The sequence below is a fragment of the Idiomarina sp. HB genome, assembly GCF_048059115.1.
Taxonomy (GTDB): domain Bacteria; phylum Pseudomonadota; class Gammaproteobacteria; order Enterobacterales; family Alteromonadaceae; genus Idiomarina; species Idiomarina abyssalis.
Genome location: NZ_JAYLVU010000001.1, coordinates 171,391 through 188,077 on the forward strand (window position 1 = coordinate 171,391; position 16,687 = coordinate 188,077).

The 16,687-nt window shown below is 46.9% G+C and carries 14 protein-coding genes; 6 read left to right on the forward strand and 8 right to left on the reverse strand.

The window, feature by feature from the left end; all coding sequences use genetic code 11:
• Positions 1-52 precede the first annotated feature (52 nt).
• A complete protein-coding gene (locus tag VBY75_RS00915) occupies positions 53-847 on the reverse strand; it encodes a response regulator (RefSeq protein WP_054488372.1) in 795 nt (264 codons plus the stop codon).
• Positions 848-948: 101 nt separating this feature from the next.
• Between VBY75_RS00915 and VBY75_RS00920 the strand changes: the two genes are divergently transcribed.
• Together VBY75_RS00920 and VBY75_RS00925 are read left to right on the forward strand one after the other, a co-directional pair.
• The gene (locus VBY75_RS00920) at positions 949-1,254 is read left to right on the forward strand and encodes an STAS domain-containing protein (protein WP_126779991.1); all 306 of its coding nucleotides are present in this window, start codon (positions 949-951) and stop codon (positions 1,252-1,254) included.
• Positions 1,254-2,924, forward strand: coding sequence for a PP2C family protein-serine/threonine phosphatase (locus VBY75_RS00925; protein ID WP_416510622.1), 1,671 nt, complete (start codon positions 1,254-1,256; stop codon positions 2,922-2,924). The genes VBY75_RS00920 and VBY75_RS00925 overlap by 1 nt, the downstream gene beginning before the upstream one ends.
• Here the strand turns inward: VBY75_RS00925 and yciH are convergent.
• Genes yciH through VBY75_RS00940 form a run of 3 tightly spaced genes read right to left on the reverse strand, consistent with a single transcriptional unit; the run spans position 2,905 to position 4,715 of the window.
• The gene (gene yciH, locus VBY75_RS00930) at positions 2,905-3,240 is read right to left on the reverse strand and encodes a stress response translation initiation inhibitor YciH (protein WP_054488366.1); all 336 of its coding nucleotides are present in this window, start codon (positions 3,238-3,240) and stop codon (positions 2,905-2,907) included. The two genes, VBY75_RS00925 and yciH, sit on opposite strands and share 20 nt — an antisense overlap.
• A gap of 5 nt (positions 3,241-3,245) precedes the next feature.
• Positions 3,246-4,004 (reverse strand): hypothetical protein, encoded by a 759-nt coding sequence (locus tag VBY75_RS00935; RefSeq protein WP_054488364.1) that lies wholly within the window; start codon positions 4,002-4,004, stop codon positions 3,246-3,248.
• Positions 4,005-4,031: 27 nt separating this feature from the next.
• Positions 4,032-4,715, reverse strand: a complete 684-nt coding sequence (locus VBY75_RS00940) for a sensor histidine kinase (RefSeq protein WP_199494160.1) — start codon at positions 4,713-4,715, stop codon at positions 4,032-4,034.
• 123 nt (positions 4,716-4,838) lie between these two features.
• Between VBY75_RS00940 and cysB the strand changes: the two genes are divergently transcribed.
• Positions 4,839-5,813: an HTH-type transcriptional regulator CysB gene (gene cysB / locus VBY75_RS00945; protein WP_222235533.1), complete on the forward strand. Its 975-nt coding sequence runs from the start codon at positions 4,839-4,841 to the stop codon at positions 5,811-5,813.
• Between the two features lie 22 nt (positions 5,814-5,835).
• Here cysB and VBY75_RS00950 read toward each other — a convergent pair whose 3' ends face one another.
• From VBY75_RS00950 to pabB, 3 genes are all read right to left on the reverse strand, one after another.
• Positions 5,836-7,209, reverse strand: coding sequence for an L-serine ammonia-lyase (locus VBY75_RS00950; RefSeq protein WP_222235532.1), 1,374 nt, complete (start codon positions 7,207-7,209; stop codon positions 5,836-5,838).
• A 96-nt stretch (positions 7,210-7,305) separates the two neighbouring features.
• Positions 7,306-7,920 carry a CoA pyrophosphatase gene (locus tag VBY75_RS00955; RefSeq protein ID WP_199494163.1) on the reverse strand — a complete coding sequence of 205 codons (615 nt, stop codon included), beginning with the start codon at positions 7,918-7,920 and terminating at the stop codon, positions 7,306-7,308.
• Positions 7,917-9,299 (reverse strand): aminodeoxychorismate synthase component I, encoded by a 1,383-nt coding sequence (gene pabB, locus VBY75_RS00960; protein WP_416510627.1) that lies wholly within the window; start codon positions 9,297-9,299, stop codon positions 7,917-7,919. The genes VBY75_RS00955 and pabB overlap by 4 nt, the downstream gene beginning before the upstream one ends.
• A gap of 137 nt (positions 9,300-9,436) precedes the next feature.
• Between pabB and VBY75_RS00965 the strand changes: the two genes are divergently transcribed.
• Both VBY75_RS00965 and rmuC read left to right on the forward strand, forming a co-directional pair.
• The gene (locus VBY75_RS00965; protein ID WP_273022273.1) at positions 9,437-10,960 is read left to right on the forward strand and encodes a fumarate hydratase; all 1,524 of its coding nucleotides are present in this window, start codon (positions 9,437-9,439) and stop codon (positions 10,958-10,960) included.
• Positions 10,960-12,303 carry a DNA recombination protein RmuC gene (gene rmuC, locus VBY75_RS00970; protein WP_054488348.1) on the forward strand — a complete coding sequence of 448 codons (1,344 nt, stop codon included), beginning with the start codon at positions 10,960-10,962 and terminating at the stop codon, positions 12,301-12,303. Before VBY75_RS00965 ends, rmuC begins: the two co-directional genes overlap by 1 nt.
• 25 nt (positions 12,304-12,328) lie before the next feature.
• Here the strand turns inward: rmuC and cysZ are convergent, their stop codons facing one another.
• Positions 12,329-13,069 carry a sulfate transporter CysZ gene (gene cysZ, locus VBY75_RS00975; RefSeq protein WP_199494166.1) on the reverse strand — a complete coding sequence of 247 codons (741 nt, stop codon included), beginning with the start codon at positions 13,067-13,069 and terminating at the stop codon, positions 12,329-12,331.
• A 144-nt stretch (positions 13,070-13,213) separates the two neighbouring features.
• On the opposite strand from cysZ, the gene smc reads away from it, so the two are divergent.
• Positions 13,214-16,672, forward strand: a complete 3,459-nt coding sequence (smc, locus tag VBY75_RS00980; RefSeq protein WP_416510630.1) for a chromosome segregation protein SMC — start codon at positions 13,214-13,216, stop codon at positions 16,670-16,672.
• Positions 16,673-16,687: the final 15 nt, after the last annotated feature.

A 16,687-nucleotide genomic window follows, 5' to 3' on the forward strand; every position in this document is an offset into this window, starting at 1 on the left:
AAAAAAGCCCCTGTCATTTACGACAGGGGCTTTTCATTTCAGACATCCTAATTTAGCTATTTAGTAAGCGTGCTATAAGGGCTCTTAGCGTTGCCGGTTCAAATGGCTTATCCGTCAGGGCATCAACGCCACTTTGCTTCACATTGGCTAGTTGAGGCTCATTGGCGCGGGCTGTAACCATGAGTACCGGTGTATGAGCATGTGCTGAGCTGTTACGAATGTATTGCGTCAGTTCGCTACCGTTCACTTGTGGCATATGAAAGTCGGTGACAATTAAATCAAACTGGTGTTCTGCCAGAATATCAATGGCTTGCTGTCCGTTCTCCGCTTCAACAAAGCTTTCAACACCAAGGTTTTCAAATACACGGCGTAGAACATGTCGCGAGGTCATACTGTCGTCCACAATTAACACTCTTAAGTCTTCTATATCATAGAGCTCAAGGTGCAGTGGTTCCGGCTCCATCATATCCATGGTGGCGGTTATGGCTCGTTGCAGCTGATCCGGCGTAAAAGGTTTGGGTAAAATGGCAATAATACCTGCTTGCTTGAACTGTTCGAGTTGATCCGCACGATGTTCAGATGACACCAACATAAAGTGTAAGGTATCTTTTAAGTCCTTAGCGTTAATAAACTGAATCAGCTCATGGGCAGTACCGTCGGAAAAATACATAGCACTGGTAACAATATCAGGTTGCCAACGAAGTATTTCTTCTTTGGCTTCTGCAATGGTTGAAGCGCCGCGGGTATGCTGAATACCTGCTTGATTCAGGTGTTGAGTAATGACTTTTCGTTGCACATCGGATGGTTCGATGAGCAAAATACGCAGTTCGTCGAAGGCTATAGCCATAATAAAATAACTAGGATTTATTGTGTCCGAAAGAGTAGGGTATTCAGCAGATAAACTCAATCAGAAAATCTGTGTTAAGCTCATTAAAAAAAGGGGGAAGTATGAGCGTTAGTCGCGATTTTTCAAATGATGGTAAGCAGTTAGTTATTGCCATAAAAGGTAAATTTGATTTTAGTCTGGTTCAGGAGTTTCGCCAGGCCTACAGTCATATTGGTGATTCCCAACCCACGGTTATTATTGATTTGAGGGAAACGGACTATTTAGACAGTTCTGCGCTGGGAATGTTGCTTAATATGCGTAAATCTCTAGGTAGTAGTGTCAAAGGTATCCAGTTAGTGAATGCGAAGCCTGACGTACGCCGTATTCTTGATATTTCGCGCTTTGATAAGATGTTTGTTATCGCTTAATGAAGGTTTTAATTGTTGATGACCAACCCGCAAACCAAGTCATGTTAAGCGGGTTAATTAAACGTTTTGGTCATCAGGTAAGGTGCGCTTCAAACGGCATTGAGGCAATAGATGTTTTTTCTGATCTGCAGCCGGACGTCGTGTTGCTGGACGTTATGATGCCTATTATGGATGGGTTTGAAACCGCACCCTGTTTAAAGGCTTTAAGTGGCGATGTTCATCTACCTATTTTATTTATTACCGCACTGGATGATCAGGAAACCTTGCTGAAGTGTCTGGAAGCGGGTGGCGATGACTTCATTAGCGTGCCTTTCGAACCTGTGGTATTGCAGGCTAAGTTGAATGCTCACGCACGGGTTCGTGAACTCAGTTATTCGTTAAAAGGAAAAAATGAAGCCCTGGCTTATCACTCAAACCGTATGGAGCGCGAGCAAAACGTTGTCAGTCACATGCTGGCGAATGCTTTGCAGGAAAATGAAACACAATATCCTTTCCTGAAAACCTATCTGGCGCCTGCCAGCGAGTTCAATGGCGACTTAGTTCTGACTAAAGCTGGGCCCTTAGGCAACTTCTACCTTTTTGTTGGTGACTTTACCGGGCACGGATTGGCACCGGCTACAGGGGCTCTTCCCGTTTCTCAAACCTTTTTTGATTTGGCTGATAAAGGCCTTTCAATAGCCAATATGGTTGAAGAGTTTAACCGCAAGCTGGTTAAACTCTTACCTGACGATATGTTTTGTGCTGCCTTCGTTGCGGAGTTATCGGCAAATGGCGAGCGCCTTACCTATTGGAACGGCGGAATTCCCGACGCTCTTTTGATTAATGAAGCTGGTCAGGTTGAAAATCGTTTGGTGCCGGAACATATGGCGTTAGGTATTTTGCCTCCTGAAGAATTTAGCAGTCAGGTCAGCCACTGCTTTATTGGGAAGGGCATCCGTCTTATTACTTATACGGATGGTGTGGTCGAAATGACAAATCAGGACGATCAAAGGTTGTCCGAGGATGGGTTTGAAGAATTATTGCGGCGCTATGCGTGCAAACGTGATTTTGACGGCCTGGTAACGGCTTTACAAAAGTTCCAGCAAGGTCAGGAGCAGTTTGATGATGTTTCATTGGTGTGCCTGGATTGTGCACCAACTAATTTGCCAGTCATAAGACCTGATACAAATGTGACGCATCTGCCTTTCCGGTTGGTAGTCTATTTAAAAGAAGATGAAATTAGAGGGCGCGATCCAATTATTAAGCTGGTCGATTCGTTGAGCCATCTGGAAGGTATCCGGGCACATAAAACAACTTTGTACTTATTGCTTGCCGAAGCCTTCAATAACACGCTGGAGCACAGTTTTCTTCAGCTTGATTCTGAAATAAAACAGACAGGCCAGGGCTTTGATGAGTACTACCGGGCGCGTGAAGAACGACTGGCAGAGTTGGAAGGAGTAGAGATAGAAATTGATATCGAGTATCGGCCAAAGAGCAGCCTGTTGTCTTTTAGCCTGTCCTCTAACAGCGAAAACGGTTTCAATGAACCTGTAAATGATACAGAAGAAGATGAGTCGCTGGCTTTCGGACGAGGATTACAGCTTATCAGGAACTTTTCGAGTCACGTCGAGTGGCGCGACAATGGGCGCTGCTTGTATATTGAATATGATCTTAGCCTCCCGAGCGCTTGACCTTGTAACCCTCTTTTTTCAACCAGCTTTCAATACTGTCCCTCTGGTCGCCCTGTAACTCAATTTCATACTCTTTAACTGCGCCACCAACACCGCAAAGCTGTTTTAATTTTTTTGCGATGCTTTTTAATTCTGCCTGGGGTTTGTTCAGTCCGTTGACAATAGTCACCCCTTTGCCTTTACGACCTTTAGTTTCCCGTCTCAGGCGCACAATACCGTCGCCTTCTGGAACACTTTCGGGTTCTGGTTCCGGATCAATTCGGCCTGAATCTGTTGAATATACTACTTGGCTTAATTGGTCTTTCCAGTCTGGCATGCCATTTACCACTTCTTCTTCGGTTGAAACAGTTCTTCTAAATCGTCTTCTTTTTTGTGTCTTTCTTTGTCTCGTGCGTGAGCATCTTTCAGTTCCTGAGCTATTTGCTCCAGCGCCTGTTTTATTGATTGCTGCCGCGAGGTTGTGTAATCATCACTGAAGTTCTGGTCTTCAATGGTGCGTAAAGCCTTCTCATAATACTGACGAGCAGAGCCCAACATTTGACTTTCATAGGCGTGGCGGCCTCTGCGTATAAGAGTTTCAATACTGATTTTTAACTGCAACTTAGTTAAACGCTGATCCTCGACACTAAAGACATTGCTGTCAACTCGGCCCCGGGAATGCTCGCTTCTCAGTGTTGCTCTTAAGCGCTTGAGTCCGTTTATCATAGCAATAATTTGTTTATTGTTTTGCGGAATCTCAAAGTCTTCACTAATAAGAGAAGTATCGTTGCGGTCGACGCTTTGAATGCGCTCTTCGTAATCCTGTATTCGTGCCTGATAGTCCTTTGACGGTGAGACGCTGTTCATATTTTTGAGCACTTCATAGGCGCGACTATTTAACACTGCCAGCATCGACTTACCAATAGGGAAAAAGCTCGACATGTGAATGAGGTCTTCGATTTGCTCAAGCGAGCTTCTCAAACGCGCCATTTTCTTGCGCCGTTCCAGCTCTAAACGTTGCTTATGTTGCTGCACCGCACCGACAACAATTGCCAGTATTATCAGTAATATAATCAGTGCGATAACAATGGTGTAAATCATATTACGCTCATTAGGTTATTATTGTTCTCAGGGTAATGTTAAAGAGAAAACACCACCACCTAAGTGTCCATTATTTTTTAGTTCGATAAAACCTTTTTTATCATTTCGTTCATGTGCATTTGCGATTAACTGCGCAAAGTAGAGCCCAAGGCCGGTTCGTGCCTGTTGAACCTTTAACTCTTGCATGAGCATAGCGGCATTTTTGAGCATAACAGGGGGAAAGCCATCCCCGTTGTCATGAACTCTGATTTGGCAGCCACCGTCATTTTTTGTTTGTACTTCAATAAAGAGTTTATCGGCGGTATAACGCATTGCATTAATGATGATGTCATTAAGCAAATTACAAATCAGGTCTCTGTCGAACCATGCTACAGCGCTCTCATCAATTTCTGTACTGACAGTAATACCGCGTTGCTCAAGGTACAGTTCGTTGTTTAATAACAGCTCTTCGACCAGCTCATCCAGATGATGTTGGTCGATATTTAATGGCAGCGCGTCGTTATTTTCACGATAGAGAGTCAACATCTGCATTAAACTGGAGTTGATGCGCTGAGCTTCGTAATGGACTTTTGCCATTTTTTCTGTTGCACTGCTGTCAGTGACCTGTTCAGATACTTCTTCTATCATTTGAATAAGTAAACACAATGAGTTTTTCATGTCGTGCACAGAGGACGCCAGTACGGTTGAAAAATCAAATGTGGGCTGAGTCATAGAAGGCAGTTCCTGCAATTTTGACAAATACCGTTGCTATCCGTTCTTTATTTGTCATAGTTATTAAGATTATTATAGTATTTTCTTATATCACATTTCGCAAACAGAGTGGCACGTTCCTCGATGAAATTACAGCAGTTACGCTACATTGTTGAAGTAATGAATCACAACCTGAATGTTTCCGCTACGGCTGAAAGCTTATTTACGTCGCAGCCGGGAATCAGTAAACAGGTGAGAATGCTGGAAGATGAGCTGGGCGTGCAGATATTTGGCCGGACAGGAAAGCATTTAACCCACGTAACACCTGCTGGTAAAGACATTATTTCGGTTGCACAACAAGTTCTGGATAGCGTTCAGTCAATAAAAACCGTTGCAGCTGAGCATACCTTGCCAGATCAGGGGAAACTCAATATTGCGACAACTCATACTCAGGCTCGTTATGCATTACCTGACGTTATTGAACGTTTTATTCAGCATTACCCTAAAGTATCGCTGCATATGCATCAGGGGTCACCTGAACAAATTAGTGAAGCAGCAGCAAAGGGGCGAGCTGATTTTGCCATCGCCACTGAAGCATTGCACTTATATCATGATCTGATCATGCTGCCCTGTTATCACTGGAATCGTTCTATTGTGGTACCAAAATCGCACCCGCTTACGCAGCTCAGCAAAATAAGTATTGATGATATTGCTCAATTCCCGTTAGTGACTTACGTGCATGGTTTTACCGGTCGTTCTGAACTTGATAAAGCTTTCGCCGAGGCCGGGCATGAACCTAAAATTGTTTTTACGGCAACCGACGCTGATGTCATAAAAACTTACGTGCGGATGGGGTTAGGAATTGGCGTATTAGCGAGTATGGCTTATGACCCTAAAGTTGATACAGATCTTGTTGCGATACCAGCTGAACACCTGTTCGCGCACAGCACGACCAAAATAGGTTTCCGCCGAGGTACGTTTTTACGCACTTACATGTATGACTTTATAGAGAATTTTGCACCGCACCTAACCAGGGAGCAGGTACAAAAAGCGACGCAACTGAAAACTCAGGAAGAAATTGATAAGTTGTTTGAGAACTGCTCATTGCCGATGCGTTAAGCACCGGCAATGATTTTTGTCGTTAACACTCAATAATATTGACCGCCAAGCCGCCACGAGCGGTTTCTTTGTATTTGGTTTTCATATCGTTTCCAGTGTCCCACATGGTTTTAATCACTTTATCCAGAGACACTTTATGGTCGCCTTCGCCTCTCATGGCTAAGCGGGCAGCGTTAATGGCTTTCACAGAACCCATTGCGTTTCGTTCAATACAGGGTACTTGTACTAAACCGCCCACAGGGTCACAAGTTAAGCCAAGGTTATGTTCCATACCGATCTCTGCCGCATTTTCGACTCTGGATGGGTCACCGCCCATAAATTCGGCTAACGCACCTGCGGCCATTGAACAGGCAACACCGACTTCACCCTGACAGCCGACTTCAGCGCCAGAAATAGAAGCGTTTTTCTTATACAGAATACCGATAGCCGCTGAGGTTAGCAGAAAGCGCACGACGGCATCTTCGTCCAGGGTTTCGATGAATCTGTCAGCATAGCTCATTACTGCCGGTATAATACCTGCGGCACCGTTGGTGGGGGCTGTGACTATACGACCACCCGCAGCGTTTTCTTCATTAACGGCTAATGCGTATAAATCTACCCAATCCATTACCTGCATGGCATCGCTGGATTTCTCTTTCTTCAGGCGCTGATATAAAGACGACGCGCGACGGCGCACTTTGAGACCGCCGGGAAGAATGCCTTCGGTGGTAATACCGTTTTTGATGCTTTCCTGCATGGTGCGCCAGATTTTCATTAAACCGGCACGAATATCTTCTTCACTACGAAAGGCCTTTTCGTTGGCCATCATTAATGAACTCATGCGCATACCATGTTCTTTGCAATGCGCCAGAAGGTCAGCGGCACTGTCAAACGGGTACGGAATAGGTTTGGCGGACTGTTCTATCGCTTCTTCCAGAGTCTCGTCAAAGTCTTCATCGCGAACGATGAAGCCACCACCAATAGAGTAGTAAAGATCGCTATAGATTATCTCACCGTCTTTCAACAGCTTGAGCTCCATGGCGTTAGCGTGTTTCGGCATGGTTTTGCGGCGGTGAAAGGTAATAGCACCTTCACTCGGGAAGGAAACTTCCTTCTCACCCAATAAATTTAAAGTTTCGGTTTTACGCGTTTGTTCCAGAAAGTCCTCAACACTGTCAGTGTCGACGCTTTCAGGCGTTTCGCCGGCAAGTCCAAGAATAACGGCTTTGCCTGTACCGTGACCTTTACCGGTTTGACCAAGCGAGCCGAACAATTCGACTTTTATGCCGTCGGCGTTGTCGAGATGCCCGGCTTCTTTTGCCATATGTAAAAAGTCATAGGCTGCTTTCATCGGCCCTACCGTATGAGAACTGGAAGGACCAATACCAATTTTATAGATATCAAAAACGCTAATCATAGTTATCCTTACCTGTCGCGCATGCTCGTTCTGATTATTATAGTATTGTCGCATGATTCATGTGGGGGGAAGCAAGTTTTAAACAAAAATAAGTGGTCAGTTCAGTGGTCTGAAATGATTTTTCCCGTCGGGTTGTAATTGTTCTGACAATTCGCGCAAGATCCCGGCGGTTGCCCCCCAAATATTTCGATGTTGCCAGGGGATGAAATACACCCGGTCGTAGATAAACTTACGAATACGGTAAACGTAATGGTTTCCATGATCGAGAATATCAGCCAGTGGTACTTCAAAAATCTCTGCGACTTCACTTTCCTCGGCAACCAAGGGCTGTTGTGGTGAGACAAAAGCCACATAAGGGCGGATCATAAAATACGATAAGACCGGGTAGTCGTGTAAACGCCCTATGACTTCGACCTGACTGCGGGGCAGGCCAATTTCTTCTTCGGTTTCGCGCAGCGCAGTATCCAGCAGGTCAGTATCAGTATTGTCAAACCGGCCACCAGGAAAACTGATTTGGCCTGCGTGTTTACGCAGTTTACTGGAGCGCCGTGTGAGTATGAGTGAGAGTCCGTGTGGTCGCTCAATAATGGGGATTAACACCGCTGCCGGACGCAAACGCTTACGCAACGGCTCATCAATTCTGCGCTCAACCGGGGGGGATGGGTAAAGGCTAAAGCGACGAATAAAGTCTGCGCGGGTGTTAATCGTCATGATGCTAATACCGGCAGGATGCGTGACACTTTGTCCTTAGTCTCCTGATACTCCTCAGAGGCCGTTGAGTCCGCGACCAGACCTCCGCCGGCCCAGCAGTAAAGCTGACCGTCTTCGGCGAGCAGTGTACGAATGGTAATGCTGGTGTCACTGCGCCCGTGCTGAGAAAAGTAGCCCACACTGCCGCAGTAAATATTACGACGGTGTGGCTCTAGCTCTTCAATAATCTGCATGGCTCTAATTTTAGGGGCTCCGGTGATAGAACCGCCGGGGAAAGCGCCGTTGAACAGGCTCAATGCGGTGCGGCCGGGTTGCAGTTTGCCAATAACCGTTGATACCAGGTGGTGAACCGCAGGAAAGCTCTCTATGGCAAATAAGCTGGGGGTTTTAATGCTGCCCGGCTCACAGTTCTTACTCAAGTCGTTACGCAGCAAATCAACAATCATCAGGTTTTCTGCCCGGTCTTTTTCTGAGATTAACAGAGCCTGCTGGCTGGCTTGATCTCTATGCGTATCGTCAAACCGCGGACGCGTACCTTTAATGGGTTTTGTTTCTACCTGACCCTTGGCATCGGTGAGCAAAAAGCGTTCCGGCGACAGGCTCAGAATAGCGCTGCCGGGAAGTCGCATAAAAGCAGAAAATGGTGCTGAATTCGCTTGCCGTAACTTCAGGTAAGCCGACCATTCACTGCCTTGATACCTGGCTGAATATCGCTGTGCTAAATTTATCTGATAGGCATCACCAGCCAGCAGATAGTTTTGTACCGCGTTAAATTTCCCAGTGTACTGCTGCTCGCTCATGTTACTTTGCCAGTCGCTGACTAATTGAAAGGCTGCAGCCTTCTTAGGCTTCGTGGTCTGGTCCCAAAACTCGGTTAGCTCTTCTAACTGATCGACTGGCGCAACTAGCCATACCCTGTCGTTCTTCCGGTCGATAATCAACGCCTGGCTGTAATAGGCCAGTACCGCATCGGGAGACTGGTAGGTATCCGCATTAAACTCAGGAATGACTTCCAGTGAACGACCATGGTCATAGCCAACAGCACCGGCAAAGCCACCCTGAAAAGGCAGTTCAGCAGGCCCGGAATAATGACCGGATAACTGGTTCAATTGCTCGGCATAATGACAAAGCTGGGCTGCCGACTCGGGAGCGGGGGGAAGTTTTGACGGCTTGTCTGTTGTTACTTTCAGTTTGCCTGCTTTACAACTTAAAACCAGTTCTGGCTGTCGGAAGATAATATCATAGGCACAGTTTTCATGGCTTTGTGCAGCAGAGTCCAGTAACAGTGCGTAGCTTTCATGCTGACAGCGCTGAAACAACTCAATAGCTGAGGCCTGGCAATTAAGTTTTATCGCACAGAGATCCGGGAAAACACTCACATCATGCTCGCAATTCAGGCTGGTTACTCATTACCAATATACTACCACAGCAAATATTCGCCGGTCAGTGGCACTGGTCAGTTGTTAGCGAAAACGCTATTATAGCGCCACGCAAAAGTTAACCAAGAGGCAGTTCCATGACCACCATTCGTCAGGCCGATTTTATTGACAGTATTGCCGATGCGTTGCAGTACATTTCTTATTATCACCCACTGGATTTTATTAAAGCACTGGATGAGGCATACCAGCGTGAAGAGAGCGAAGCGGCAAAAAATGCCATTGCTCAGGTACTGACTAACTCGCGTATGTCTGCACAAGGGCACCGTCCGATTTGTCAGGACACCGGTATTGTCACCTGTTTTGTGAAAGTGGGCATGGGTGTGCAGTGGGATAAAACCGACCTGACCGTTCAGCAAATGGTGGATGAAGGTACCCGTCGTGCTTATAACAACCCGGACAACCCACTGCGTGCATCGATTGTGGCTGACCCTGCGGGCGCCCGTAAGAACACCGGCGACAACACTCCGGCCGTGGTGCATATTGATATGGTACCGGGTAGTGAAATTGAAGTCATGATTGCTGCAAAAGGTGGTGGCTCAGAGAATAAATCCAAAATGGCCATGTTAAACCCAAGTGACTCTATTGCGGACTGGGTTGTTGAAACCTTGCCGAAGATGGGCGCTGGCTGGTGTCCGCCGGGTATGCTCGGTATTGGTATTGGCGGTACGGCTGAAAAGTCTGCGGTATTGGCAAAAGAATCCTTAATGGAGTCTGTCGACATCCATGAGCTTATTGAGCGTGGCCCGCAGAATGCCGAAGAAGAGCTGCGTTTAGAAATTTTTAACCGCGTTAACGCGTTAGGTATTGGTGCTCAGGGCTTGGGTGGTTTAACAACGGTGCTGGACGTGAAGATTAAATCACTGCCGACCCACGCAGCCTCTAAGCCGGTGACCTTAATTCCAAACTGTGCGGCTACTCGCCACGTTCACTTTACGTTAGACGGTAGTGGTGCAGCAGATTTAACTCCGCCGAAACTGGAAGACTGGCCGGATGTCACCTTTGAGCTAGGCGATGATGCTCGTCGGGTGAACCTGGATGAAGTAACTAAAGAAGACATTCAGGACTGGAAAATGGGTGAAACTGTGCTCTTGTCCGGTAAGTTACTCACTGGTCGCGATGCCGCTCACAAGCGCATTAAAGGCATGCTGGATAACGGCGAAAAACTACCGGTTGATTTCAACAACCGCTTTATTTACTACGTAGGGCCAGTAGATCCTGTGGGTGATGAAGTTGTTGGTCCGGCAGGTCCTACAACTTCAACTCGTATGGATAAATTTACTGATCAGATGCTGGAAGAAGCCGGCATTATCGGCATGGTCGGTAAAGCAGAGCGTGGCCCTGAAGCCGTAGAAAGTATTCGTAAGCACAAAGCCGTTTATCTGATGGCCGTTGGCGGCGCGGCTTACTTAGTGGCTAAAGCTATTAAGAAATCTCGTGTGGTGGCCTTTGAAGATTTAGGTATGGAAGCCATTTACGAATTTGAAGTGGAAGACATGCCGGTCACTGTTGCTGTGGATAGCGATGGTCAAAACGCGCATACTCAAGGTCCTGCTATTTGGAAAGCCAAAATTGCTGACCTTAATGAAAAATTAGGAGCTTAATGATGTCGCTGGCACTGTGGCAATGGATGGCAATAATTGGAGTGCCGGTTGTGACTGTCATTACGGCGTTGTTGTTGCTTTGGCAACAGCAGCGCCGTTTGCGTTTACAGGCAGAGCAGCAAAATACGGCACTGGAACAGGACTCGGATATTCTTCGTGAGCGCGTTGATGAGCTTCAGCGTGAAGTGTATGAAAAAGACAGTCGTTTGCGCGAAACGCTGGCCAGAGCTGAGCATGAGCAGAAAACCGCAGAAGAGAAGCTGAACTTATTAAAAGTCAGTGAAGAACGTCTGACCCAACAGTTTGAAAACCTTGCAAATCGTATTTTCGATGAAAAGTCGAAAGGACTGCAACAGCATCATCAACAGTCCTTGCAGGCTACGCTGGAGCCTTTCAAACAACAAATTGATGCGTTTAAAAAGCAAATTACTCAGCAGTATACTGACGAAACCAAAGAGCGCTCTGCTTTAAAAAATGAGGTTATGTCGCTTAAGGATTTGAATCGCCAAATGGCGTCTGAAGCTGAAGCATTAACCCGCGCATTAAAAGGCGACACCAAGCAACAGGGGAACTGGGGCGAGGTAGTACTGGAGCGTATTCTGGAGCAGTCCGGTCTGCGTGAAGGGCACGAGTATCAGACACAAGCGCATCACCGCGACGAAGACGGCAAGTCGTTCAAGCCCGATGTGATTGTGCATTTGCCGAATAAAAAAGACGTAGTTATCGACTCAAAAGTTAGTTTGTCGGCTTATGAGCGGTATTTTAATTCTGACGATGATGCAGACCGCGAACGGGCGTTAAATGAGCATGTTCAGTCGCTGAAGCAACACATAAAACAGTTGGGTAAAAAGAGCTACCATCAACTGGAAGGGTTACGCACGCTGGATTACGTGTTGATGTTTATTCCTATTGAGCCGGCGTTCTTGCTGGCGGTTGATCGTGATCCTGAGCTTATTCGGCTGGCGCTGGACAACCAGATTATGCTGGTAAGTCCTACGAATTTACTGGTTGCGCTGCGTACCGTTCACAATATCTGGCAGTATGAGTATCAGAACCAGAATGCTGAAAAAATAGCGACCGATGCCGCACGTTTGTACGACAAGTTTGTGGGTTTTGTTGAAGATTTAGAAAAAATTGGTAACGGCTTACAAACGTTGGATAACCGTTATCAGGAAGCCATGAAGAAGCTGAGTACCGGGCGCGGTAACCTCATTGGCCGAGTGGATAAATTCCGTCAGATGGGTGTGCAAACGAATAAGCGATTAAATCCGGATTACCTTGATTCCGAAGAAACCTCTCCGGAAGGTATTGAATCCGATGGTGCGGATAAGAAAAACGACTGAGCCAACGCTCAGTCGTTTACTTTTATCAACTTAATGCACTGCGACGATAATGATCAACCCACAATGAGGTCGCGCCACAAACCGCCAGCGGCATAATAATTAAATTAATCAGTGGTATCATGGTTAGTACGGTGACACCGAAACCAAACCCCAGTGTTTTACCGCGGCGTTTATGCAACTCGGAACGCATCCTCGGGAAGGACAGTTTGTGATTATCGAAGGGGTAATCAAGGTACTGTATCGACATCATCCAGCAAACAAAGATATACCAAAGCACCTGCCCGATAACGGGAATAATGAGCGACAACAGAAAAAAGCCAAGCGCTCGGGGAATGTAATACATGAGTTTCTGCATTTCCCGTTTTAAAGTTCTTGGAATGTCTTTAAACAGACCTAAGAACCCCTCGTCGCCTAAGCTCTCGCCGCTTTCATAGCGCTCTACTTTTTCTGCCAGAAGCCCGTTAAAAGGGGCCGCAATTAAATGCATGATGGTGCTAAAAATAAACGAGAAGAGCGCGATAATGGTAATAACTGCAAGTGGCCATAAAAGAAATTCCAGCCATTGGAAAAAGTCGGGCAGCCAGCTCATAAAGCGATTCAACCAATAGTCGACTTGGCTATACAGCCAGCTGAAAGCAAGCGAGAACAGGATAAGGTTGGTCAGAATAGGTACTACGACGTAACGACGAAGGCCCTTAGTTCGGATAAGTTGTAACCCTCGACCTATGTAAGCAAGTCCAGAATCGCTGTAGGCTGCTTTTTGCATGAAAACTCCAGAGGTTTAAATTTGCTTATTATAATAAGGCAATACAGTGGCAATGTGAGGGCTAAATTGTTACAAATGGCTACCGGATCTGCTAGAGTCTTGTGATAATAAACTGTCGTGCTAATAACGAATAAAAACAACTGAATGCGCCTAAAACACATCAAACTGGTTGGTTTTAAATCTTTTGTGGATCCAACCAAAGTTCCTTTCCCTGACCAAATGACCTGCGTCGTCGGTCCGAACGGCTGTGGCAAATCCAATGTGATTGATGCCGTGCGCTGGGTGCTGGGTGAAAGTTCAGCCAAAAACTTGCGTGGCGATGCCATGAGCGATGTGATTTTTAATGGCTCCAGTGCCCGTAAACCGGTTTCTCAGGCCAGTGTTGAGCTGGTATTTGATAACAGTTCGGGACGTATTCAGGGTGAGTACGCAGCATTCAATGAAATTTCAGTTAAGCGTCTGGTGACCCGCGATGGCCAGTCGAACTATTTTTTGAACGGCAGCCGTTGCCGACGCCGTGATATTACCGACTTATTTCTGGGAACGGGACTGGGTCCGCGAAGTTACGCCATTATTGAACAAGGCATGATTTCCCGCCTAATTGAATCACGTCCGCAGGAACTGCGGGTGTTTATTGAAGAAGCCGCAGGCATTTCAAAATACAAGGAACGTCGTAAAGAAACCGAAAACCGGATGCTGCATACACGCGAGAACCTTGAACGCCTGAGTGACGTTCGCGAAGAGCTCGGTCAACAGCTCGAGAAGCTGGAGCGTCAGGCAGCTGCTGCCATTCGTTATAAAGAACTGAAAGCCAGTGAGCGTAAACTCAAAGGTGAACTGCAGGCCCTGCGCTGGCTGAAATTGGATAATCAACGACAGCAGTTGCAGGCGCAGTACGCAGAGCAGCAAACGGAGCTTGAACGCTGGCAGGCACAGCAAAGTGGTGATGAGCTGGGTGCCATTGAGCTGAAAGAGCAGGCAGAAGAAGCGCGCGATAAGGTTGAGCAGTCGCAGGAAAAGATGTTCTCGGTGGGTAATGAAATAACCCGTATTGAACAAACACTGAAACATCAGCAAGAGTTAAAAGAGCAGCGCAGCCAGCGGCAGCAGCAGTTAAATGAAGAAATAGAGCAGCTTAACGAGCAACTGGCGGACGATCGCCTGCAAAGAGAACAACTGGAAGAGCAGCAACTGATGCTTGAGCCTCAGCTGGAGCAGGTTGAGGAACAGCTCGAAAGAGTATCAGAACAGTCTCAACAAGCTAATGAGCAATGGCGGCAGTGGCAGCAACAACAAAGACAACACCAACAACAGCAACGCGATGTTGAAAAACAGCGACAGCAGGCGCAACTGAAGCTGCAAGAGCTCAAACAAAGCCAGCAATATGCGTTGCAACAAGTCGAGCAACTTCACAGCCAGCAACAAGAGTTGCAGCAACAGGAACAAGCATTATCTGTTGACGAGAACGAACAGGCTCTGGTTGAGTTAAAGGGTCAGCTGGAGCAGGAAGAAACTCGGTATCAGCACAGTAAAGACCAACTGCAGAAACTTCAGCAAGCTCTTAAAGAACAACAGGAACAACATCGACAGACTCAACAGCAACAAGATAAAGCTCAGGCTCAGTTAACCGCCATTGAGCAATTGCTGGAAGGGAAGCAAAATAACGACAGCCGCAGTGAAAGATGGATACAGGAGAAGTATCCAGACAACTTGAAGGTCAGGGAATTACTGCAGGCTGAAAGTGGCTGGGAAATGGCGGTTGAACAGCTGGCTTATGACTGGTTGGATGCCGTGGTTCTGGAGCAAGCTCCGGAAGACACACAAGCAGTTTCCGGTGTAAAGTTGATTTGGCCTGCAAGCGCACAAGAGCCCGAGAGCTGGTCGCTGGCTAATAAAGTCAAAGGTCCATTACGTTATTGGGCGCCGTTGCAGCAGTGCCTGGCAATTGACCAGGAAGCAAGTGCGAGACAGCAGTTGCAACAGAGTGAGGCAAGTTTTGCCGTGTCGAAAGCCGGTAACTGGTATTGGCAGGACGGCTTTATTGCAGCTCGTGTTGACGAGGATAATAGTGTCCTTCACCTGCAGACACAGCGTCAGAAGTTACTCGAACAATTGGAGTCGCTGGCAGCCAGGTTGTCTGAAAGTGAAGCGCAGCTGGAACAGACTCAGACGAAGGTTGAGCAGGCACAAGAGCAACTGGAGCAGGTTCAGGAGCAGGTTCAGCAGACTCGTAATCAGCAGGGTAAAGTCGAAGAGCGATTGCAGTGGAATATGCAGCAGGCTGAGCAAATACAGCAGCAATTAGCGAACGTGCAAGATAAGCAGCAAGAGCAACAAATGCATGCTGAAAGTTCGGCAGAGCAGCAACAGCAAATTGAAATGCAGCTGGAAGAGTTTGAATCGATGCTGGGACAAACTGAGCAGGTTGATGAAGACTTTGGCGAACAATTGGAATCTAAAGTTCGTGCCGAAGATGAACAGTTGCAGCAACTGCGCAGTCAACAGCAACAGATGACACTGCAACAGCAGAATTTACAGGCTCAGGCCGCGCAGTTGCAGAAGTTACTGCAACGCAGTGAACAACGCTACCAGCAACTTCTGCAGGAACGCAGTGAGCAACAGGCTGCAGACACAGATGAGAATCAAGATGCACTCGATGAGCGGTTGACGGAGTTACTGGATAAGCGCGGTGAAGTTGCGGAACAATTGCAGGAGCAACGTCAGCAATTGTCGCGGTTAGAACATGACTTGCAACAAATAACTCAGGGACAGAGTGCAATTCAAAGCAAAATAGGTCAGGCCAAAGAGGCGATGCAAACCACTGAAATTGAGCAGGTTAAGCTTCAGGAACGCAGTCAGGCCGTGCTTGAAACTCTGGCTGAGACAGGTCTTACTTTGAAAAGTATATTGGAAGAGCTGTCCTCTGAAGCTGACGAAAAGCAGTGGCAACAAGATCTGGAATCAATACAGAGTAAGATAAAACGACTCGGTGCGATAAACTTAGCGGCAATTGATGAAGCCGAAGCGCAAAGAGAGCGTAAACAGTATCTCGACCAGCAGGTGGATGATCTATCATCGGCGTTAGAGACTCTGGAAGCTGCTATCCGTAAGATTGACAAAGAAACGCGTCACCGGTTTAAAACAACCTTTGATGCAATAAACCATGATTTACAAATTTTGTTTCCTAAAGTTTTTGGTGGTGGTAGTGCTACGCTGGAACTTACCGATGATGACTTACTGGAAACAGGCGTTACTATCATGGCACGGCCACCGGGTAAGAAAAACAGTACAATTCATTTGCTGAGCGGTGGAGAAAAGGCGCTGACCGCATTATCATTGGTGTTCGCGATATTTCGCTTGAATCCGGCACCCTTTTGCTTGCTAGATGAGGTTGATGCACCGCTAGATGACGCCAATGTGGGTCGTTTTTGTCGCCTGGTCAGTGAAATGTCGGAATCGGTACAATTTATTTATATTAGTCACAACAAAGTGGCTATGGAAATGGCAACTCACCTGGCCGGGGTCACCATGCAAGAAGCGGGTGTCTCGCGGTTAGTAGCCGTTGATGTGGAACAGGCTGTGGCGATGACAGACGCTGGTTAAAACAGGCTTTATGGA

Bases quoted from the DNA above. Each gene is read 5' to 3' on its own strand.
- VBY75_RS00915 (WP_054488372.1), bottom strand. From the start codon at position 847: ATGGCTATAGCCTTCGACGAACTGCGTATTTTGCTCATCGAACCATCC.
- VBY75_RS00920 (WP_126779991.1), top strand. From the start codon at position 949: ATGAGCGTTAGTCGCGATTTTTCAAATGATGGTAAGCAGTTAGTTATT.
- VBY75_RS00925 (WP_416510622.1), top strand. From the start codon at position 1,254: ATGAAGGTTTTAATTGTTGATGACCAACCCGCAAACCAAGTCATGTTA.
- yciH (WP_054488366.1), bottom strand. From the start codon at position 3,240: ATGCCAGACTGGAAAGACCAATTAAGCCAAGTAGTATATTCAACAGAT.
- VBY75_RS00935 (WP_054488364.1), bottom strand. From the start codon at position 4,004: ATGATTTACACCATTGTTATCGCACTGATTATATTACTGATAATACTG.
- VBY75_RS00940 (WP_199494160.1), bottom strand. From the start codon at position 4,715: ATGACTCAGCCCACATTTGATTTTTCAACCGTACTGGCGTCCTCTGTG.
- cysB (WP_222235533.1), top strand. From the start codon at position 4,839: ATGAAATTACAGCAGTTACGCTACATTGTTGAAGTAATGAATCACAAC.
- VBY75_RS00950 (WP_222235532.1), bottom strand. From the start codon at position 7,209: ATGATTAGCGTTTTTGATATCTATAAAATTGGTATTGGTCCTTCCAGT.
- VBY75_RS00955 (WP_199494163.1), bottom strand. From the start codon at position 7,920: ATGACGATTAACACCCGCGCAGACTTTATTCGTCGCTTTAGCCTTTAC.
- VBY75_RS00965 (WP_273022273.1), top strand. From the start codon at position 9,437: ATGACCACCATTCGTCAGGCCGATTTTATTGACAGTATTGCCGATGCG.
- rmuC (WP_054488348.1), top strand. From the start codon at position 10,960: ATGATGTCGCTGGCACTGTGGCAATGGATGGCAATAATTGGAGTGCCG.
- cysZ (WP_199494166.1), bottom strand. From the start codon at position 13,069: ATGCAAAAAGCAGCCTACAGCGATTCTGGACTTGCTTACATAGGTCGA.
- smc (WP_416510630.1), top strand. From the start codon at position 13,214: ATGCGCCTAAAACACATCAAACTGGTTGGTTTTAAATCTTTTGTGGAT.